A 19753-nucleotide genomic window follows, 5' to 3' on the forward strand; every position below is an offset into this window, starting at 1 on the left:
GTGTCACAAACGGTTTTTTCTGAATGAACAGCCCCAAACAGTGGATTCATGGGGTTCACGGTGCGGCTGATAACTCAGCCGGCGCAGCGCCCGTGGTCTTGATGATTTTGGTCACGATGTAGGTGAAGTAGCGTTCGATGCCCAGGTCATCGAGCAGCAACTGATCGATGAAGCGCTGGTAGTGATCGATGTCAGGCGCCTGAATCATTGCCATGTAATCCACGCCGCCACCCGTTGCGTAGCAGAACGCCACCTCGCCAGCCTCGTTCATGCGTTGTTCAAAGCGGCGCATGTCCTGCGCGGTGTGGCGAGCCAAGGTGATTTCAACCAACACCTGCTGGCTCTTGAACACGGCGTTCCAGTCGATCTGCGCCCGGTAACCCTTGATCAGCCCAATCGCTTCGAGTTTGCGCACCCGCTCCCAGGCCGGGGTGACCGAGAGATTGATCGCTTCAGCCAGGCTCGACTTGGTGATCCGTCCGTCTTCGGCAAGTATCCGCAGGATGTTCAGGTCATATCGATCGAGCTTGTGCATGGGCGAAAATCTCCGGGGCATTGAGGGACCATTGGTATTGAGTTCGGCCTGTCAGCTCAACACCTCGGCGATAACCGCCACGGTATCGCCGCAACGTACCAGACCGGGAAAGTGCCGAGCCGCCAACAGGCCACTGCGACTGGCGCGATACTCCACCGGGGCCACGCCACTGCGAGTGACGTCATAGACGCGTGCAATCACTTCGCCCTCGTTCACGCTGTCGCCCAGGTCACGGCACATTTCCAGCAAGCCGTCGTGTTCGCTGGCGATGAAACAATCAGCATCGGGCATGTCGAGCATGATCGACGCCGAGGCCTGAACCTCGCCCTGAAGAATCCCCGTATGCACTAGCAAATTGCGCACTCCGCGCTCAGCGATGGCCACGCTACGGGCGCTGGACGAGCCGCCACCGCCCAATTCGGTGGTGACAAAAACCTTGCCCTGGCGTTCGGCCGCAGTGTCGTACATCGCCCCGGCATCAAGCTCCAGCATGCGCATGCTGTACGGCGCATTGAAGGCGCGCATGGCGGCCTCGCAGCGAGCCTGCTGATTGTTGTCCGCCAGCACATGGCAGGCAGCGAACGGCAGGAAATCCAGGGTTCGCCCACCGGAATGAATGTCCAGCACCACATCAGCCAACGGCAACAACGTGCGGCAAAAATAGTCGGCGATTTTCTCGGTTACCGTGCCATCCGGTTTGCCGGGAAAGCTGCGATTGAGGTTGCCTTTATCGATGGGCGAGGTGCGTCGCCCGGCATGAAACGCCGGGGTGTTCATGAAGGGGACGATGATGATCCGGCCGCTGACCTCGGCAGCCGCCAGCCCTTGCGCCAGTTTGCTCAGCGCCACCGGCCCCTCATATTCATCGCCGTGATTGCCTCCGGTCAGCAGCGCGGTCGGCCCCAGACCACGCTGGATCACTGTGACCGGAATCATCACGGCCCCCCACGCTGAATCGTCCCGCGAGTACGGCAATTTGAGGAACCCGTGTTGCACGCCCTCGCGGGTGAAATCCACCGTGGCGCTGATCGGATTTTCAGGCAAATCACTCATGGATCAATCCTTGACGAACAGTTGGCGTGGCACATTGCAGAGCGTCTCGACCCCGGTTTCGGTAATCAGGATGCTCTCGGTTATTTCCAGTCCCCAGTCGTCCATCCACAAACCCGGCATGAAGTGGAAGGTCATACCCGGTTGCAATACGCTGGTGTCGCCGGGACGCAGGCTCATGGTGCGCTCGCCCCAATCCGGCGGATAACTGATACCAATCGGGTACCCGCAACGGCTGTCCTTGTGAATGCCAAACTTCTCCAGCACTTTGAAAAAAGCGACCGCAATGTCACCCGTCGTGTTGCCCGGTCTGGCAGCATCGAGCCCGGCCGCGATCCCCTCGACCACCGCTTTTTCGCCTTCCAGAAAATGCACCGGCGGTTTGCCCAGATAGACCGTGCGCGACAGCGGGCAGTGGTATCGTTTGTAACAACCGGCAATTTCAAAGAACGTCCCGGCGCCTTTTTCGAAGGGCGAATCGTCCCATGTCAGGTGCGGCGCACTGGCGTCGGCACCGGTGGGCAGCAGCGGCACGATGGCCGGGTAATCGCCACCAAATCCGTCAGCACCGAGGATGCCACTGCTGTAAATGTCGGCCACCAGTTCATTCTTGCGCATGCCCGGTTCGATCCGTTCGAGGATCCGTGCGTGCATCTTTTCAACGATGCGCGCAGCAATGCGCATGTACTCGATTTCCTGCGGCGACTTGATCGCTCGCTGCCAGTTCACCAGGCCGACCGCATCAATCAAAGAGGCCTGCGGCAGGTTTTTCTTCAGCGATAAATAAGCCGCAGCGCTGAAGTAATAGTTGTCCATTTCCACGCCAATGGTCAGCGCTTCCCACCCCCGGGCGCTGATGACTTCACGGGCGAGATAATCCATGGGATGCCGTTCGCGGGACTGCACGTAAATGTCCGGGTAACCGACGATGTTTTCGTGGCGCATGAACACCGTGCGCTTGGCGCCGTTGGCGTCTTGCCCGCGGCCGAACCACACCGGCTCGCCGTCGAGCGCCAGCAATACGCATTGGTGCACGTAAAACGACCAACCGTCGTAACCGGTCAGCCAAGCCATGTTGGACGGGTCGGTGACCAGCAACAACTCGATGCCTTGTGCCTGCATGGCCACTCGAACCTTGGCCAGACGCTGGGCGTATTCCTCTCGTTTGAACGGGAGATTGACGACTATCTGAGACATGCACATGCCCTCTGATAAATGACGCACGGATGAAAAAAACGGGTTAGCTGGAGAACTGGAATCCCTTGCCGGCCGAGCGCGCGCGCTCGAATGCCAAGTTGGCCATGGCCGTGTCTTGCGCGCCGGTGCCGGTGAGATCGCACAAGGTGATCTGCGTGTCACTGGTACGGCCCGGGCGCTGACCCGCCAGCACCTGGCCCAACTCCGCCAGCGCGGATTCATCAGCGATCGCGCCGACCGCCAACGCGTGATGCAACTCACCGAGGAGGCGGGTCTGGCTCAGGCGATCTGCCACATAACGGTCGACTTCGGCCAAGGCTTGCGGGGAAATTTCGTTCTTGTGTTCGGCGTCCGAGCCCATCGCGGTGATGTGCAGACCGGCGCGCAAATGGCACGCCTCGATCAACGGTTGACGGCTCGGCGTGCAGGTGATTGCGATGTCCGCACCGCTCATGGCCTCGCCAATGCTGGCGCACGGAATGACCGCCAGGGTGCCGTCACGTGCCAGCTCGGCGCTGAAGGCTGCTGCCTTGGCACTGTCACGTGCCCATACCCGAACGCTTTCAATCGGACGCACCAGGCGCAATGCCTGAAGCTGCAACGCGGCTTGTTCACCCGCTCCGATCAACGCGACGCAGCGACTGTCGGCGCGCGACAAACAACGCGCCGCCACCGCACCGGCAGCGGCCGTGCGTACCGCGGTCAAATAGCCGTTATCGAGTAGCAGGGCATCGAGCAAACCGGTGCGCGCCGATAGCAACATCATCATGCCGTTGAGGCTCGGCAATCCGAGTTGCGGATTGTCGAAAAAGCCCGGGCTGACTTTGATCGCAAACCGCTCCAGACCAGGCAGGTAAGCGGTCTTCACGTCCACTTCGCCGTTGTGTTCAGGGATGTCCAGTCGCAGGATCGGCGGCATGGCGACGGCCGCGGTGGCCAATAGCACAAATGCCTGTTCAATGGCGTCGATGCTCGCAAGGTCCAGCGCCACGCAGGCCCGCAGATCCGCTTCGCTCAGTAGTGTTATGTCGCTCATTAACGCTGCGCTCCCGTCGGTTATTGTTGGATTTATGCGTTGGCGCCAGCGAGTACTCGCCAGTGCTGATCGATGTCGACGTTGCAACCGCTGACCACCACCACAATCGGCCCGCGAGGCTCAATCACACCATTGAGCAACGCCGAGATCCCCACCACCGCGGCGCCTTCCAGCACCAGCCGTTCTTCGCGGTAGGCATGACGAATGCCGTCGGCGATGGAGGTTTCGCCCAACAGGTGCACGTGATCGCAGAGCTCGCGGGTCATGTCGAAGGTGTAACGATTGCTGAGGCCAATGCCGCCGCCGAGGGAATCGGCCAGGGTCGGCAGCTCTTCAACGGCTACCGGACGCCCGGCTTCGAGGCTGGCGTGCATGGCGGCACCGATGCGCATGCTGATGCCGTGCATGACGATGTTTGGGTTGGAACGCTTGAGGGCCAGCGCCACGCCGGCAAACAAACCGCCGCCCGATAGCGGCACCAATACCTGCGCCACGTCCGGTTGCTGCTCGATGATTTCCAGGCCCAGCGTGCCCTGCCCCGCGATGATCGCCGGATGATCGAAGGGCGGCAGTAATGTGGCACCGTGCTCACGGGCTATGCGCTCGGCTCCGTGTTGCGCCTCGTCCTGCGACTGCCCAAAGACGCACACTTCGGCCCCCAGCGCCCGAATCGCTTGAACCTTGTTCGCCGGCACCAAACGCGACAGGCAAATCGTTGCTTTCACACCTTGCCGGGATGCGGCATAGGCCAGCGCCCGACCGTGATTACCGGTCGATGCCGCCACCACGCCCAAGGCCTTTTGTTCGGGTGTCAGCTGCGCTACCGCATTGCTTGCGCCACGCAATTTGAAGCTGCCGGTGAGCTGCAGCGATTCAAGCTTGAGGTAGACCGGCACACCCAATCGCTGCGAGAGGCTGGGCGAATAGTCCATGGGCGTGCGCCGCACCAGTGATTCGATTCGCTGGCGAGCGAGGAAGATATCGTTGAGCTCCAGCGCTGACATGACCGCGTCCCGATTGAGGTGTTGGTCGCAGTCTAAGAGCGCTCGATTGTCTCAATGAATGTACTAGGGCAATTTAATCAACAAACTTCCCGATGACTTTTTTCGCCGTTAAAAGTCGTGAATTTGCGGGTACTGACCGAATATCTCGCGCATGCCGATCAGTGCATTACGCATTTCTTCGTCACTGCATTCCGCTCCCACACACACACGAACCGCCCGCGGCCTGGGCGTTCCGCGCACGGTGAACGGGTCTGGCGATGTGACCGCAATGTGCTTGTGACGCAGTGCCCGCACCAGGCTGTCGAGCTCCCAGTGCGGCGGTATTGCGATCCAGGCATTCAATGCATGGGGATGCTGGCCCAACAGGTACTCGTCCAGATATTCGCTGACCATCGCTTGGCGCCCCGCCAACAACTTGCGCTGCAGACGCACCAGCGTGTCGGCGCGCCCGTCGCGAATCCAGCGTGCGGCGACCTCGGACACCATCGGCGTGGCCATCCAGCTATTGACCCGCAAAATACTTTCGGTGCGCAACGCCAGGCGCTTGGGCACCGTCAGATAGCCGATGCGCAAACCGGTGAGCACCGATTTGGTCATGCTGGTGCAATAGAACGACAGCTCTGGCAAATAGTGGCTGATCGGCGGCGGGCGTTGCTCATCCAGCAACGGGCCGTAGACGTCGTCTTCGATAATGTGCACGCCGAAGCGCCGGGCGATGTCGGCTATTTCGCGACGACGGCCGTCGGGCATCAGGCTGGTGGTGGGGTTGTTCAGGTTGGGCGTGCACACCAGCGCGGTGATGCGCTCGTTGCTGCACATGTCTTCGAAGTGCTCGGGGTCAATGCCATGGCGATCCATCTCCAGGCCTTTGAGGGTAAACCCCAGGACCTGGGAATTACCGATCACACCGTGGTCGGTCACGCCTTCACACAACACCACATCATCAGGGCCGGCCAGTGAGGCCAACGCGAGAAAGATCCCGTGGGCCGCGCCGTTGGTGATCAGGATGTCATCACGCTCCACCCGTAAACCCTGCCGGGCTATCCAGTGCATCGCCGCCTCGCGGTGCGATTCAAATCCGGCAATCGGACGAAAGGCGTGAATCCACGGTTGGTCTTCTTCGGTACTGAGTTCGCGACAGGTTTCGCGCCAGAACTGGTCGTGTTCGCGAGTGTGCAGGATTCGGGTAATGGAAAAGTCGACCAGCGCACGCTCGGGACTGTCGAGGATGTAAGTGGCTACCCGGTCGCTCATTCGCCGCGATACAAAGCTGCCACGCCCAACTTCGCAACGCACCAGCCCTTGGCGCTCCAGCTCTTTATAGGCATTGGTGACGGTTTGCACGCTAATGCCCATCGCATCGGCTACATGCCGCTGCGGCGGGAGGCGCTGATCGTTGGCCAGCACACCCCGCTCGATGTCATCAGCAATTGCCTGCACCAGAATCTTGTATTTGGACTCACCGCTGCGGGCGATTTCCAATGCCGCTTTCCACTTGTCCATCAGCCTGGAGCCCGTGTTTGTGCGTGTTTGCACAGCATCCCGCGAGAATACGCGCAAAGCAATTGTCCTAGTGCAATGCAATGATGGCCGGGGCTTTTGTATGCTCGGTTCAGGGTCGATGCACAGGCTGGTATTCAAGCCACCCACAAAAAACGATCGACCTGTACCGGTGCTGTATTCAGAACCACAGCTCGTTGGATCAGCGCTTGTACGCTTTGCTCTTGTAACACTGCCTCCTACCACAGAGCCGTCAGCGACGGGTCCACAAGAAACAGGAGATTTTATCGATGAGCAATTTCACCCCACACAGCCGCAAGGCGTTGCATCAGTTGTTTGTGGCTTGCGCGGCGCTCGGCCTGGCCACCAGTGCCTGGGCGGCCAGCACGCTTGAAACCGTCAAACAGAACAGCAGCATTCGCGTCGGCTACGCCAATGAAACCCCGTTCGCCTTTACCGAAACCGACGGTAGCGTGACCGGTGAATCACCGGAAATCGCCAAAATCATCTTTGCCAAAATGGGCATCAAAAAAGTCGACGGCGTATTGACCGAGTGGGGTTCGCTCATCCCGGGTTTGCGCGCCGGGCGCTTCGATGTGATTGCCGCAGGGATGTACATCACTCCCGCACGCTGCAAACAAGTGCTGTTCACCGACCCGCAGTATCAATTGCCGGACGCATTGCTGACCGCTAAAGGCAATCCGAAAAACCTGCACAGCTACGAAGACGTCGCGAAAAACCCTGACGTAAAACTGGCGATTATGGCCGGCACGGTGAACCTGGCGTATGCCCGCGATTCCGGCGTCAAGGACTCGCAAATCCTGCAGGTCCCCGACACCACCGCTCAGTTACAAGCCGTGCGCGCCGGCCGCGCCGATGCGGCAGTGGGCACGCAGTTGACGATGAAAGGCCTGGCCAGCAAGGGTGGCGAAAAAGTCGAAGCAGTGACCGAATTCAAGGACGACCCTTCGCACATCGGCTACGGCGCCCTCGCCTTCCGCCCGGAAGACAAAGACCTGCGTGATGCGGTCAACGCCGAACTGAAAAAGTGGCTGGGCTCCGAAGAACACCTGAAAACCGTCGCCCCATTCGGGTTCGACAAATCCAACGTGACAAGCAAAACGGCTGCGGAGCTTTGCGCTCAATAGCCGAAACAGGCATGGCGCTCTGGCGCGATGCCTATTTCCCTGCTTAATCCGGATGGCCAGGTTGAACCATGGGTGAATTACTTCCGCTATTGATACAAGGCGCCTGGGTAACCCTCCAGGTGACATTCTTCGGCTCGATATTGGCGATTGTCGCCGCCATTTTGGCGGCCCTCGGGCGCATGTCACCGTGGCGGCCGCTGCGTTGGTTCTCTATCGCCTACATCGAAGTGTTTCGTGGCACCTCACTGTTGGTGCAGCTGTTCTGGCTGTTTTTTGTACTGCCATTGCCGCCGTTCAACGTTGAACTGAGTTCCTACAGCGTGGCGATTGTCGGCCTCGGGCTGCACATTGGTGCTTATGGGGCGGAGGTGATGCGAGGGGCAATAAGCTCTGTCGCCAAGGGTCAATACGAAGCATCGACGGCACTGAATTTCAGTGGCTACAAACGCTTTCGCCGAATCATTCTGCCCCAGGCGTTGCTGGCGGCCATACCGCCCGGCACCAATCTGCTGATCGAACTGCTGAAAAACACCTCGCTGGTGTCGTTGATTACCTTGTCCGACCTGAGCTTTCGGGCGCGGCAACTTGATCAGGCAACCTTCCAGACCCTGGAAATCTTCAGCCTGGCGCTGGTGATGTATTTCGTTATGGCACAAGCGATCAACCTGAGCATGCGCGCGCTGGAACGCAGATTGGCCCGTGGACGGATGCGAGGAGGTCTGTCATGACATTGTTCGACTGGACGTACGCCTGGCAAATCCTCCCTGATTTGCTGCGCGCCTCACTCAATACTGTCGGCATTACCCTGATCGGCTTTCTGATCGCGATTGTACTGGGGCTGTTTCTGGCCATCGGCCGCCGCAGCCGCAAGCTCTGGCTGTCGTGGCCAACGACCGCTGTGATCGAGTTCATTCGCAGCACACCGCTGCTGATCCAGGTGTATTTCCTGTACTACGTGCTGCCCAACTACGGCATCAGCATGAGCGCGATGCAGGTCGGGATCCTGGGCATTGGCCTGCATTACGCCTGCTACATCGCCGAAGTTTATCGCGGCGGCCTGGATGCGGTCCCGCGTGCGCAATGGGAGGCGGTAACGGCTCTGAACATCGCGCCGTACAGCGCCTATCGCAATATCATCCTGCCCCAGGCCCTGCGGCCAATACTGCCGCCATTGGGCAACTACTTGGTAGCGATGCTCAAGGACACGCCGGTGCTGTCGGCCATTACCGTGGTGGAAATCATGCAACAGGCAAAGAACATCGGCTCCGAAAACTTCCGCTACCTGGAACCGATCACCATGGTCGGCCTGTTTTTCCTCGCCCTGAGCATCGCTTTGGCTTATCTGGTACGGCGCCTTGAAGTGCGCCTGGAGCTACGCTAATGACTTCTCCACTCTCGACCCGGCAGAGCATCCTGACATCGTTACACCCGCAGGAGGCCATGGCCATGCAACAGCCTGATTCGCCCAAGCCGATTGTCAGCTTCCAGGACGTCACCAAAAGCTACGGCAACTTCACGGTACTCGATCATCTGAACCTGGACGTCACGCCGGGTGAGAAAGTCGCGATTATCGGCCCCAGCGGTTCGGGGAAATCCACACTGCTGCGTGTGTTGATGACACTCGAGGGCATCGATGACGGATTGATCCGCATCGAAGACGACTTGCTGACGCACATGAACAATCGCCACGGCGTTCTGGTGCCCGCCAACGATCGGCATATTCGACGGGTGCGCGGCAAGATCGGCATGGTGTTCCAGAGCTTCAACCTGTTTCCTCACATGACAGCGTTGCAGAATGTTATCGAGGCACCTGTTCAAGTGCTCGGCATGAAACCTGCCGAGGCACGCGAACGAGCGGCAGACTTGCTGGAACTGGTGGGATTAGGCAGCAAACTTGGGCATTACCCTTCGCAATTGTCCGGCGGCCAACAGCAACGCGTGGCCATCGCACGGGCACTGGCGATGCGGCCCAAGGTGATGTTGTTCGATGAGGTAACGTCGGCACTCGACCCGGAACTATGCGGCGAGGTGCTCAACGTGATCCGCAAACTCGGTACCGAGCACAAACTGACCATGCTGATGGTGACGCACCAGATGGGCTTCGCCCGTGAGTTCGCTGATCGTGTGTGTTTTTTCTACAAGGGCCAGATCCACGAACAGGGCACCCCGGCACAAATCTTCGAGCACCCGCAGCAGGAGCGCACGTGTGCTTTTCTGAGTGCAGTGAAGGAAGCCAATTAGCAACGCGCAGACCCAAGTGGGAGCGGGCTAGCTCGCGAAAAGGGTGTGTCAGACACGTTAAAAACGTCTGGCAAAACCGCTTCTCAAACACGCCCGCTCCTACAGGTTTTTATGGGTACTGCTGCACAGGTTGACCCTGCTGATATTGCTGAGTAGGTTGACCCTGTTGCTGATATTGCTGGCCCGGAATCGCCTTCAGATTGACTTCTACCCGACGATTTTGCGCCCGGCCATTGACGTCGCCGTTGCTGGCAATCGGATTATCCGGCCCGGCACCGCGAGCGACCAGGTTTGCACCGCTGACACCTTGCGAAGTCAGGTAAGTCGCCACGCTTTGCGCACGACGTTGCGACAGGTCCATGTTGTGTTGGCGGCTGCCGGTACTGTCGGTGTACCCGACGATCTCGATCTGGTTCTGGTTGAACTCCCTGAGCGAGCCGGCCAGGTTATTCAACGGCTGGTAGAAGCTGGGTGCAATGTTCGCCGAATCGGTGGCGAAAGTGATGTTGCCCGGCATGATCAACTTGATCTGATCGCCCTGGCGCTGCACTTCAACGCCGGTGTTAGCCATGCTGGCGCGCAGCTTTTTCTCTTGCTGGTCGGCGTAGTAACCATAACCGGCCGCCGAGGCACCCACGACAGCAGCACCAATCAGCGCGCCCTTGCCACGGTTATTGTGGTCGATGGCGGCACCGGCGAGTGCGCCGGCCAGCGCACCGAGGCCACCGTATTTTGCAGTTTTGCTCACACCCGAGGAGCCACCGTCAGCCTGACCCTGATTGTCATAGGGGTTCGGCGAGGCGCAGCCAGACAGCACGGCCATGGCAGTAGCGGCAATAATCAAACGACGCGTGGTGAACATGAAGAGCTCCTACTTTTTGCATTCTGTGGTGCAACGGACTTAAGCATGGACCTTTGCGGGCGTTGGATCATTTCGGCCGACAAAAATTCCGTACGTTATTCACAACTGCAATCAAGCGCGCACAAAAGGATTTTCACGCATTTCATCGCCCAGGCGCGTGTCCGGACCATGACCAGTTACCACGGTTGCTTCCTCGTCGAGGGTGTACAGACGTTGCTTGATCGAACGCACGATGGTCGCTTGGTCGCCGCCCCACAAATCCGTACGCCCCACCCCACGACGAAACAGCGTGTCGCCGGCAATCAGTAGCTTAGCTTCTGAAAACCAAAAGCTCATGGAACCCGGTGTATGACCCGGCGTATGCAGCGCCACACCGCAACCGCAAGCCAGTTCTTCATCGTCAGCCAACCAGCGGTCCGGCGACGGCACAGGGGTGTAGGGAACGCCGAACATCTGGCATTGCATCACCAGGTTATCCCACAGGAATTGATCTTCCTTGTGCAGGTGCAAGGTTGCGCCAGTTTTTTCCTTCAACTGGCCAGAAGCCAGGAAGTGGTCGAGGTGTGCATGGGTGTGGATGATGCTGACAACCTTCAAGCCCAGTGCGTCCAGCCGCGCGAGGATCAACTCGTGATTGCCACCCGGATCCACCACGATCGCTTTTTTGCTGATCGGGTCACCGATGATGGTGCAGTTGCACTGCAACGGGCCGACGGGGAAGGTTTCGCGAATGATGCTGGATGGCTGGGACATCGGAGGGGCTCTGGAAAACAGTGATGGGCGATTTTCGCACAGTTTTGCATCAAGCCATTTATCGCCCGGCATTCGTCAGCCGAGCAAACCCAGCTCCTTCGCCCGCGCCACTGCCTGGGTGCGGCGTTCGACGCCGAGCTTGCTGTTGATGTGGCTGGCGTGGGTTTTGACGGTGTGCAGCGAAATAAACAGCTGATCGCTGATTTCCTGGTTCGAGCAACCTTGGGCAATGAGTTTCAGCACCGCCAGCTCACGCGTGCTGAGTTGCTCGCACGCAAGCGATGACTCTTGTGCGATGCGCGGCGCAACCACCGGCAGATGCTCGACAAGGCTTTGTGCAACAGCCGTTTTGCCAGCCTGATGGAGTTGTTCCCGCAACCAGTCAGGGTATTTGCTCAGCAAGCTGTCGAAAGGCTGCAGCACGCCGCCACTGGCGGCTTGCAACGACAAAGCGAACGTTTGCCGGGCCTCGGGCTCGCGACGGTGCGCCAGCAACAGTTCGGTTTTCTGGTTAAGCACCATCACACTGAGCAATTGCCGGCCGGTTTGCTGGCCGTTTTCCAGCAACGCATTCAAGCGCCCCTCGGCCACCATTGGCTGCCCTTTGATGACTTCCAGTAAGGCCTGCTGTAAATCGACGTGCAGCGGTAACTGCGGATGAAACTCCGGCGGTGCAGCGGCCTGCTCGCCGTTGTAGGTTTGGCCCAAACGGGCGAGCCAGGCTTCGGCCAGATCGGTTCGTCCCTGAGCCAGCCACAGCTCGCATTTCACAAGGGTAATCATTGCCAGGTAGTAAATGGGCGGCACGTCCCAGATATGCATCAAGCGTTCGGCTTCGGCGAGTTCAGCGAAGGCTTTGGCGTATTCGCCGCTGCTGCCCTCAAGCCTGGCGATCACGCAGTGGCCAATCAACACACTGATATCGCGACAGGCGCGGGCTTCAGTCAAACCTGCCTGTAAGCGAATTCGCGCAGCCTGAGGCTGCAAGCGCAGGGCCAGTAAAAAACCCTCGTACAGCGTGAGACGGGCACGCACCGCGTATAGCCTTTGGGGGGATAAACCGTGCAGCCGTTGCAAGCCTTGATGGACCTCTTCCAACGCCCGCAAGATTTCCCCTCGCGCCTGCAATACCCGAGCGCGGTCGTAATGCGCCAGCGCTTCGAACAACGGATTACCCACCCGTTGCGCCAACTCCAGGGAATCACGATTAAGGCCACGGGCACGCCACAGATCGCCGTCGGCGATGGCCAGGTTGGAGAGTGTCGACAGGCACATCAACCGCTGGCCATAACGCTTGGCGGGGAGGCTTTCCAGCGCTTCAGCACAATACAGCAGGGTCAGCTCACGATTGCCACGTCCGCGAGCGATGATGCCGCTGAGTGCCAGCCATTGCGCCAGCATGGATTTTTGCGCGGTGGCCGACGGCGCCGGCAAGAAACGGCTCAGATGACTGGCGAGTTCCTCGGCGGCATCCAGCTGACACGCCAGGCCCAACGCCCAGCTGTAAAGCACAATCAGCCGAGGCGTGCTGATCAGCAGGCTGTCAGGCAAGTCCATTTTCCAGCGCAGCAACATGCCGACATTCTGCTCGGCCAGCAATTGCTCCTCGGAGAGGTTCTGCACCAGGTTCGCCGCGACGTCGAGGTGCCCGGCACGCAACGCTTGTTCCACTGCTTCGTCGAGCAAACCTTGGGCATTAAACCAGCGGCAGGCGCGCAAATGCAGGCTAGCGGCAGGCACGATCGCTTGTGCGGTAGGCCGCGTGCGCAGTAAATCGGAAAACAAATGGTGATACCGGAACCAGTGACCGTGTTCGTCCAGCGGCACCAGAAACACTTGATGGGCCAGCAGGTAACGCAGGATTTCTGCGCTGTCATGGGCCTCGCGCACCGCATCGCACAGTTCGCTGCAAAAACGTTCCTGAGACGCGGTGTCGTAGAGAAACGCCTGCACTTCAGCAGGCAGACAGTCGATCACTTCTTCGAGCAAGTAATCGCGAATCAGCCCTTCCCCGCCATGCAACGACTGGGGTAACGCGGCATCGGTGCCCGCCTCAGAGGCCGCCAGCAACCAGAAGCGCAAACCCGCCACCCAACCTTCGCTGCGCAGGATCAGGTTTTCCAGCGCTTCACCGCGCAGGGAACTGCTGTGCCGATCCAGCAACGTCGAGGCTTCATCAAAGGTCAGGCGCAAATCCTGCTCATGCAATTCGAGCAATTGCCGTGACAGGCGCAGGCGCGCCAGATGCCAGTCCGGACGCTGGCGACTGGTGACCATCACCAACAGGCCATCGGGCAAGTGATTAAGGAAGAATTGCAGGCAACGATCAAGCACCGGGCCTTGCGCCAGATGATAGTCATCCAGCACCAGCAACAGCGGCGTGCTGGTCGACAAGTGAACGGCGAGTTCATCGAGCAAACCGTCCAGCCACTCTTCGAACGCAAATGGTTGATGCCGCTGACGCATTTTCAGCAGGCCGAGGGATTGGCTGCCCAGTTGCGGAAAAAAGTCCTGCAGGCCTTCGAGCAATCGCTCAAGAAACCGCCCGGGATCGCTGTCTCGCGGGCTCAAACCCAGCCATAAGCTTTGCCAATGCGCCGGTAAGCCCTGACAAAACTCCACCGCCAATGAACTCTTGCCGAAACCGGCCGGTGCGCTGATCAGCAGCAACCGGCCATCGAGGCCAGCACTCAGCCGCTCACACAGACGGGGCCGCAACACGTGGCCATCAGGCAACGGCGGACGAAAAAAACGCCCGTCCAGTGCCGTGACGGCAACGCTTGCGGGGCCCGGGAGTTGGGACAGATCAGTCATGGCCGGCTCTTGTTTGAATTGCAGTTGGCGGCGTTGCAGATGTCCGCAGACTAGCCGTAAACAGAGCGGTAATGAAGGTTATTGCTACAAATGTCTACAAAAAGGCTACGAATCAGGGATTCGAACTTTTCCGCAGGCAAAAAAAACCCCGAACCAGTCGGGGTTTTTTCGAGGATGCGGCCTCGTTTCAGCGCAATTTAGCGAACACCGTCCTGACGCAATGCGGCTGGGGTGAAGTCACTGGTGGTGGCGGTGAAGCCGAAGTCATACGCCTGTTTCTCTTCGTTCTTCATGCCCAGTGCCAGGTAACGACCCGATTGCAGGTCATACAGCACTTCCAGCGCGTACCACGGCACTTGCTTGTCGTAGTAGTCCTCGGCATGCGCCTCGGCTACACGCCACAACTGACCGCGACCGTCGTAGTGATCGATCACCGCAGCCTGCCAGGTATCTTCGTCAATGTAGAAGTCACGTTTGGCGTAGATATGGCGCTGGCCTTCCTTCAGGGTTGCGACCACATGCCAGACACGGCGCAGCTCGTAACGCGTCAGGTCCTGGTTGATGTGACCGGCCTTGATGATGTCGGTGTACTTCAGGTTAGGCGAATCGATCTTGTAGCTGTCGGAGGCGATGTACATCTCTTTCTTGCCTTCGAGCTTCCAGTCGTAGCGATCCGGCGCACCGTTGTACATGTCCAGGTTGTCGGAGGTACGCAGGCCATCGGCTGCGGTACCCGGTCCGTCATAGGACACTTGCGGTGCACGACGCACACGACGCTGACCGGCGTTGTAGACCCACGCCGAACGCGGTTCCTTAACCTGGTCGAGGGTTTCGTGCACCAGCAGCACACCACCGGCCAGACGCGCCGGAGCCGTCACTTTCTGCTTGAAGTAGAACAGGATGTTGCCCGGATTTTTCGGGTCGTAATCCTTCATCTTGTCGCGAAACACGAACTGATCCTGGAAGTACACCAGGCTGAACGAGCCGTTCGGCTGCGGCGTGGCCTGGGTCACCAGACGGGTTACGCTGCCACCGCGATAGCGGGTGATGTGGTTCCAGATAACCTCGACGCCACTTTTTGGAATCGGGAACGGGACGGCAGTTTCGAAGTTTTCCAGACCGTTACCGCCCGACACCAGGTTGGTATTGGTGGCGTTCTTCTTGATGGCGGCGAACACCTCATCCGGCACGGTCGAACCGCGATGGGACGGGTAAACCGGCATCTTGAAGGTGTCCGGGTAACGCTTGAACATCGCGTATTGGCCCGGGGCGAGTTTTTCCTTGTACTGGTCAACGTTCTGCGCAGTGATGGTGAACAGCGGTTTTTCACTGGCGAACGGGTCAGACAGGAAACCCTTGCTGTCGACGGTGCCAGCATTTTTCGGCAGTGGCTTCCAGGCCGGGATCGACCCGTCAGCGTTGCCCGCCATCTCGGCGCCCATCGGCGTCAGGCTCTTGCCCAGTTTGTCTGCCTCGGCCGCAGGCACGGCAGCCATGACGCTGGTCGCCAGCAGCGAAAGCCCCAGCACACCGATGTGGAACAGACTCTTTGTTATTTTCATATGTGTGTTCGTCCTGAAAATACAGTGCTTAGAAGTTCACGCCGACGCTGAGCGCAACAAAGTCGCGGTCATCTACAGTGGTGTACTTGCCGTCAAAGAAGTTGGTGTAGGCCAGGCTCGCGGTGTAGGTGTTCTGGTACTCGGCATCGACGCCCAGGCTCACGGCTTTACGACCTTCCTCGAAGTTGCCGCCAGGGCCAGGCGAGTAACCGCTGACGTCATGCGACCAAGCCACGTTCGGTTTCAGGTTCACACCGGCGAATACGTCGTTGTATTCCCAGATCGCGCGACCGCGGTAGCCCCAGGAGTTAGCCGTGGTGAAACCGTCGTTTTCGCAGTAGCGGCTGACGTTGTTTTGCGCGCCGCCGGCCAAGGTGCCCGTGTTGACAGCTTGGCACTGGCCACTAGGCAGTGGCCCAGGACCGTAGCTCGGGTCGCGGCCGTAACGTGCTTTCGATGTGGATTCCAGGCCACCGACGTGAGTCAGGCCGACTTCGCCCACCAGCGTCAATCGCGATGCGCCCATCACTTGGTCGAAGAAGTGAGTGAAGGTTGTCTGGAGCTGGGTGACTTCCTTGCGGCGATAACCTGGCTGATCCTGGCCTGGCGTGCCTTGAAGCACGGACAGGTTGGGGTTCAGTGGTGTCAGGCCCGAATAAAGGATGTCAGTGGTGTTGAGCTGAACCGGTGCATTCGGACGGTAGCTGACTTCACCGCTCCACGCCGTGCCCGTAGGCAAGGTGGTGGAGAAGCTCAGGCCATACAGGCGAATATCTTCAGGGTATTCGACGTAGTAGCTGGAGTTACCCGCGACCACCAACGGCAGCAAGGTTGGAGCCAGGCCCGTTGCGACACCGACCGGAACACCGGAGCCCGCCAGTGAGCGCACCAGACCAGCACCACTGTAAGCACTCGCAGGTGCACCCTTGCCGCTGAAAATTGGCGCACGGCTGTGGTAGTTCATGAAATAGCCACCGAACTCGGTATCCAGCGGCTCGAACATGTATTTAAGCGACACACCGAATTGGCCGCTGTCGCGTGCATCGCGATCCGCGCCACGACGAACGATCACGCCCTCATCCGGGTTACCCCAGGTCACGCCGTTAGCAGCGAGGGTGTTGAAGGTCGCGCCACGTAGCGACGCCGGCAACCTTGCTGCGGTCAACGAAGTATTGAGCTGGTTTTGGGTACGCAATACGGCCAGGTTGTTGTCACAGCCATCCGCAATGACGTCCGGTTGCGAGAAGAAGGTGCCGCAGTTGTCGACAACGGTCTGCTTCCATTGCAGCTGATAAAAGCCTTCAGCCGAAAGATTTTCGGTGATGCTTTGCGAGACATAGAACATGTTGACCGGGATCAGGCCTTCCTTGATCTCGGCGCCTGGACGACGGAACGCAGAAACGTCGATCGGGTTGATCGAGTTGATGCCACCACCGATGAAGGTACTTTCACCCCAGCTCACTACTTGCTTGCCCAAGCGCACGGAACCTGGCTCATCGGCAATGGAATAGTTGTGGTAGATGAAGGCGTCGAGGATCTCGCCACCAGAAGACTTGGCGCCTTCCTGACGGCCATTATTGCTGACGTTCTTGAATTCCAGGTCTTCGTTTTGCAGCGCGAAGTCGTACCAGTATTTGCCCCGGACGAAAACGCCGGTGTCACCGTACTTCAGTTCCAGGTCATGGATGCCTTTGAAAATCTTCGAGAAGGCTTGCCCGCTCTTGAAGTTCAAGTGGCCGTCATCGGAGGTCTGCGACAGACCGTGTCCGCCATTGTTGATACCGATCAGGTTCTTGTTCGGCTGCTGGGTCGACACACTCATACCCAGGGAGAGCGACGAATCGAACTGACCTTCGATTTCACCTACGTTGAAACTGACGCCGAATGCTGGCCCGGCGAGCGTAGAGGCAAGACTGACCGCCAGGGGCAATTTCGCCCGGCGCCAGAACTGGTTTACTGATGTCATCGACGCTACTCCATGTGCATTATTGTTATGGCAGTGAGCACTTCTAAAAACGCTGAGGATGGCTGGGAGCCAAGTTGTCCCAAAGTCATTCCAAAGTTGCATCGCCCCGTGTTGTGCGTTTGCTCCGTTCTTAAAAATCCTTGAGCGGACTATAGCCAGCAGGTAGTAGTGCTTGATCCCTCTAAAGTGTGATTTGCAGCTGCCAGCCACTCTGGAACAGTCCTTTCGCCAGTCCGACACCTGTCGGCACGGCAAGGATGGCTGAAAATCTGAATTTGACAAGCCAAGCGCTTGCTTGGTGGGGTTGGCGTGCCCTTTCGGGCACGCTGCAAACGCTTAAAGCGTCGAAAGGAAGGTGCTGTTGTTGGCTTGCCATTCGGTGATGTCGAGGCGAATCCGCTTCTTGTCGAGTTTACCGACGCTGGTCTTGGGAATTTCAGTAACAAGGGCAATCTGGCTCGGGATTGCCCACTTGCTCAGGTGCCCCAACTCGACAAATGGCTTGAGGTGTTCCTTGAGTTCCTTGGCCCCGATTGCATGGCCCTCACGGATAACCAGCAGTGCAAACGGACGTTCACCCCATTGCGGATCGGCGATGCCCACCACTGCTACTTCGCGTACCGCCACATGACGGCTGATGAGGTCTTCGAGGTCCAGCGAGGAAATCCACTCGCCGCCCGTCTTGATCACATCCTTGATGCGGTCACGAATATCGATCACGCCCATGTTGTCCAGCGTTGCGACGTCACCGGTGTGCAGCCAGCCACCGGCCCACAGCTCTGCACCTTTTTGCGGCTCGTTGAAATAGCCTTCGGTGAGCCAAGGCGCACGCAGCACCAGCTCGCCCTGAGTCTCGCCATCGGCAGGCAGGAAATTACCGTCCGTATCGACGATCGCCGCCTCGACCAGTGGCCCGGGCACACCTGCCTTGATCCGATAAGTGGTGCGTTCGTCTTCAGTGCCGGCCATCAACTCGTCATTCAGGTGCGCGCATGACACCAGCGGCCCGGTTTCCGACATGCCGTAAGCGGCGGTCAGCTGTATGCCTTTGCCCTTGGCGGCCTCGTACAGCGCGCGGTTCAGCGAGCTGCCACCGATGACGATTTTCCAACCGCCGAAATCGGTATTCTGCGCAGCCTTGGCATTGAGGACCATCTGCAGGATGGTCGGCACGCAATGCGAGAAAGTGACCTTTTCCTTGCGCCACAGTTCCACCAGGTATTCCGGGTCGTAGCGGCCGGGATACACCTGCTTGAGCCCGAGCATGGTCGCCACATACGGCAAACCCCAGGCGTGCACGTGGAACATCGGTGTGATCGGCATGTACACGTCATTGGTGCCCAGCAGCCGAACACTGTCGATGCAACCCATGATCGTCGACACGCCCATGGTGTGCAGCACCAGTTGCCGATGGGTGAAATACACCCCTTTCGGATTGCCCGTGGTGCCTGTGGTGTAGAAAGTGGTGGCGACCGAGTTTTCGTCGAAGTCCTGGAAATCGTACTGCGGGCTCGCGTCGGCCAGCAGTTGTTCGTACTCACCGACGAGGTTCGGCAGGTCCGCGGTTTTTTCCGGCAGGTCTGTCAGCAGCAGGGTTTTTTCGACGGTGGTCAGGTGCCCGGCAATCGCTTGATACAGCCCCACAAACTCGCTATTGACCAGCACAAAGCGGTCTTCGGCGTGGTTCATGGTGTAGAGGATCTGTTCTGGCGACAGCCGCACGTTAATGGTGTGGATAACCGCGCCGATCATTGGAATGGCGAACATGCATTCAAGGTAGCGATGGCTGTCCCAATCCATCACCGCCACGGTATCGCCGGCCTTGACCCCGGCCGCGGTCAGCACATTGGCCAGACGCGCTACTCGCTCGATCAACGTGGGATAGCTGTAGCGCAACTGGTCGCGGTACACGATCTCGCGGGTTTTCTCGTAACGCGCACCCGACATCAATAGCCGCTTGATCAGCAACGGATATTGGTAAGCGCCCTCGGCGGGAGGAATAACGCGAGTCTGCAACATAAGAATCCCTTTTCTGACTGCACGGTCGTGGCTGAAAGTAAGCACTCTAGTGCCCTCGAACGCCAG

General features: G+C 58.9%; 16 protein-coding genes. 4 read left to right on the forward strand and 12 right to left on the reverse strand.

Annotated elements, in window-relative coordinates:
* Nucleotides 1-55: 55 nt before the first annotated feature.
* From ACQR3R_RS21750 to ACQR3R_RS21775, 6 genes are all read right to left on the reverse strand, one after another.
* On the reverse strand, nt 56-535 hold the full coding sequence (locus ACQR3R_RS21750) for an Lrp/AsnC ligand binding domain-containing protein (RefSeq protein WP_428275200.1): 480 nt from the start codon (nt 533-535) through the stop codon (nt 56-58).
* A gap of 51 nt (nt 536-586) precedes the next feature.
* On the reverse strand, nt 587-1588 hold the full coding sequence (gene doeB / locus ACQR3R_RS21755) for a N(2)-acetyl-L-2,4-diaminobutanoate deacetylase DoeB (RefSeq protein ID WP_428275202.1): 1002 nt from the start codon (nt 1586-1588) through the stop codon (nt 587-589).
* Between the two features lie 3 nt (nt 1589-1591).
* Entirely contained in the window at nt 1592-2782 is a 1191-nt protein-coding gene (gene doeA, locus ACQR3R_RS21760) for an ectoine hydrolase DoeA (protein ID WP_428275204.1), read from the reverse strand.
* Nucleotides 2783-2825: 43 nt separating this feature from the next.
* Nucleotides 2826-3818 carry an ectoine utilization protein EutC gene (gene eutC / locus ACQR3R_RS21765; protein ID WP_428275206.1) on the reverse strand — a complete coding sequence of 331 codons (993 nt, stop codon included), beginning with the start codon at nt 3816-3818 and terminating at the stop codon, nt 2826-2828.
* A gap of 32 nt (nt 3819-3850) precedes the next feature.
* Entirely contained in the window at nt 3851-4822 is a 972-nt protein-coding gene (eutB, locus tag ACQR3R_RS21770; RefSeq protein ID WP_428275207.1) for a hydroxyectoine utilization dehydratase EutB, read from the reverse strand.
* Nucleotides 4823-4930: 108 nt separating this feature from the next.
* The gene (locus tag ACQR3R_RS21775; RefSeq protein WP_428275210.1) at nt 4931-6325 is read right to left on the reverse strand and encodes a MocR-like ectoine utilization transcription factor EhuR; all 1395 of its coding nucleotides are present in this window, start codon (nt 6323-6325) and stop codon (nt 4931-4933) included.
* A 287-nt stretch (nt 6326-6612) separates the two neighbouring features.
* Here ACQR3R_RS21775 and ehuB point away from each other — a divergent pair, with 287 nt between their 5' ends.
* The 4 genes from ehuB to ehuA all read left to right on the forward strand — a co-directional run bounded on the left by ehuB (nt 6613) and on the right by ehuA (nt 9711).
* Complete coding sequence (ehuB, locus tag ACQR3R_RS21780; protein ID WP_428275212.1) at nt 6613-7470, forward strand: ectoine/hydroxyectoine ABC transporter substrate-binding protein EhuB; 858 nt, start codon at nt 6613-6615, stop codon at nt 7468-7470.
* A 68-nt stretch (nt 7471-7538) separates the two neighbouring features.
* A complete protein-coding gene (ehuC, locus tag ACQR3R_RS21785) occupies nt 7539-8198 on the forward strand; it encodes an ectoine/hydroxyectoine ABC transporter permease subunit EhuC (protein WP_428275214.1) in 660 nt (219 codons plus the stop codon).
* On the forward strand, nt 8195-8851 hold the full coding sequence (gene ehuD / locus ACQR3R_RS21790) for an ectoine/hydroxyectoine ABC transporter permease subunit EhuD (RefSeq protein WP_428275216.1): 657 nt from the start codon (nt 8195-8197) through the stop codon (nt 8849-8851). The genes ehuC and ehuD overlap by 4 nt, the downstream gene beginning before the upstream one ends.
* A 92-nt stretch (nt 8852-8943) precedes the next feature.
* Nucleotides 8944-9711, forward strand: coding sequence for an ectoine/hydroxyectoine ABC transporter ATP-binding protein EhuA (gene ehuA / locus ACQR3R_RS21795; RefSeq protein ID WP_428275386.1), 768 nt, complete (start codon nt 8944-8946; stop codon nt 9709-9711).
* Between the two features lie 109 nt (nt 9712-9820).
* Here the strand turns inward: ehuA and ACQR3R_RS21800 are convergent, their stop codons facing one another.
* The 6 genes from ACQR3R_RS21800 to ACQR3R_RS21825 form a co-directional block, all read right to left on the reverse strand.
* Entirely contained in the window at nt 9821-10573 is a 753-nt protein-coding gene (locus tag ACQR3R_RS21800; RefSeq protein ID WP_428275218.1) for a YiaD family glycine zipper/OmpA-like lipoprotein, read from the reverse strand.
* A gap of 111 nt (nt 10574-10684) precedes the next feature.
* Entirely contained in the window at nt 10685-11326 is a 642-nt protein-coding gene (locus ACQR3R_RS21805) for an MBL fold metallo-hydrolase (RefSeq protein WP_428275220.1), read from the reverse strand.
* Nucleotides 11327-11401: 75 nt separating this feature from the next.
* Nucleotides 11402-14140 (reverse strand): winged helix-turn-helix domain-containing protein, encoded by a 2739-nt coding sequence (locus ACQR3R_RS21810; protein ID WP_428275222.1) that lies wholly within the window; start codon nt 14138-14140, stop codon nt 11402-11404.
* Between the two features lie 197 nt (nt 14141-14337).
* On the reverse strand, nt 14338-15702 hold the full coding sequence (locus tag ACQR3R_RS21815; protein ID WP_428275224.1) for a DUF1329 domain-containing protein: 1365 nt from the start codon (nt 15700-15702) through the stop codon (nt 14338-14340).
* Between the two features lie 28 nt (nt 15703-15730).
* A complete protein-coding gene (locus ACQR3R_RS21820) occupies nt 15731-17668 on the reverse strand; it encodes a DUF1302 family protein (protein ID WP_428275226.1) in 1938 nt (645 codons plus the stop codon).
* Nucleotides 17669-18004: 336 nt separating this feature from the next.
* Nucleotides 18005-19687 (reverse strand): long-chain-fatty-acid--CoA ligase, encoded by a 1683-nt coding sequence (locus ACQR3R_RS21825; protein ID WP_428275228.1) that lies wholly within the window; start codon nt 19685-19687, stop codon nt 18005-18007.
* Between the last annotated feature and the right edge of the window lie 66 nt (nt 19688-19753).

The sequence above is a fragment of the Gordonia sp. IEGM753 genome, assembly GCF_050321825.1.
In the GTDB taxonomy this organism is placed as follows: Bacteria; Pseudomonadota; Gammaproteobacteria; order Pseudomonadales; family Pseudomonadaceae; genus Aquipseudomonas.

Coding starts and splice junctions, on each gene's coding strand:
- ACQR3R_RS21750 (WP_428275200.1), bottom strand. CDS start 535: ATGCACAAGCTCGATCGATATGACCTGAACATCCTGCGGATACTTGCC.
- doeB (WP_428275202.1), bottom strand. CDS start 1,588: ATGAGTGATTTGCCTGAAAATCCGATCAGCGCCACGGTGGATTTCACC.
- doeA (WP_428275204.1), bottom strand. CDS start 2,782: ATGTCTCAGATAGTCGTCAATCTCCCGTTCAAACGAGAGGAATACGCC.
- eutC (WP_428275206.1), bottom strand. CDS start 3,818: ATGAGCGACATAACACTACTGAGCGAAGCGGATCTGCGGGCCTGCGTG.
- eutB (WP_428275207.1), bottom strand. CDS start 4,822: ATGTCAGCGCTGGAGCTCAACGATATCTTCCTCGCTCGCCAGCGAATC.
- ACQR3R_RS21775 (WP_428275210.1), bottom strand. CDS start 6,325: ATGGACAAGTGGAAAGCGGCATTGGAAATCGCCCGCAGCGGTGAGTCC.
- ehuB (WP_428275212.1), top strand. CDS start 6,613: ATGAGCAATTTCACCCCACACAGCCGCAAGGCGTTGCATCAGTTGTTT.
- ehuC (WP_428275214.1), top strand. CDS start 7,539: ATGGGTGAATTACTTCCGCTATTGATACAAGGCGCCTGGGTAACCCTC.
- ehuD (WP_428275216.1), top strand. CDS start 8,195: ATGACATTGTTCGACTGGACGTACGCCTGGCAAATCCTCCCTGATTTG.
- ACQR3R_RS21800 (WP_428275218.1), bottom strand. CDS start 10,573: ATGTTCACCACGCGTCGTTTGATTATTGCCGCTACTGCCATGGCCGTG.
- ACQR3R_RS21805 (WP_428275220.1), bottom strand. CDS start 11,326: ATGTCCCAGCCATCCAGCATCATTCGCGAAACCTTCCCCGTCGGCCCG.
- ACQR3R_RS21810 (WP_428275222.1), bottom strand. CDS start 14,140: ATGACTGATCTGTCCCAACTCCCGGGCCCCGCAAGCGTTGCCGTCACG.
- ACQR3R_RS21815 (WP_428275224.1), bottom strand. CDS start 15,702: ATGAAAATAACAAAGAGTCTGTTCCACATCGGTGTGCTGGGGCTTTCG.
- ACQR3R_RS21820 (WP_428275226.1), bottom strand. CDS start 17,668: ATGACATCAGTAAACCAGTTCTGGCGCCGGGCGAAATTGCCCCTGGCG.
- ACQR3R_RS21825 (WP_428275228.1), bottom strand. CDS start 19,687: ATGTTGCAGACTCGCGTTATTCCTCCCGCCGAGGGCGCTTACCAATAT.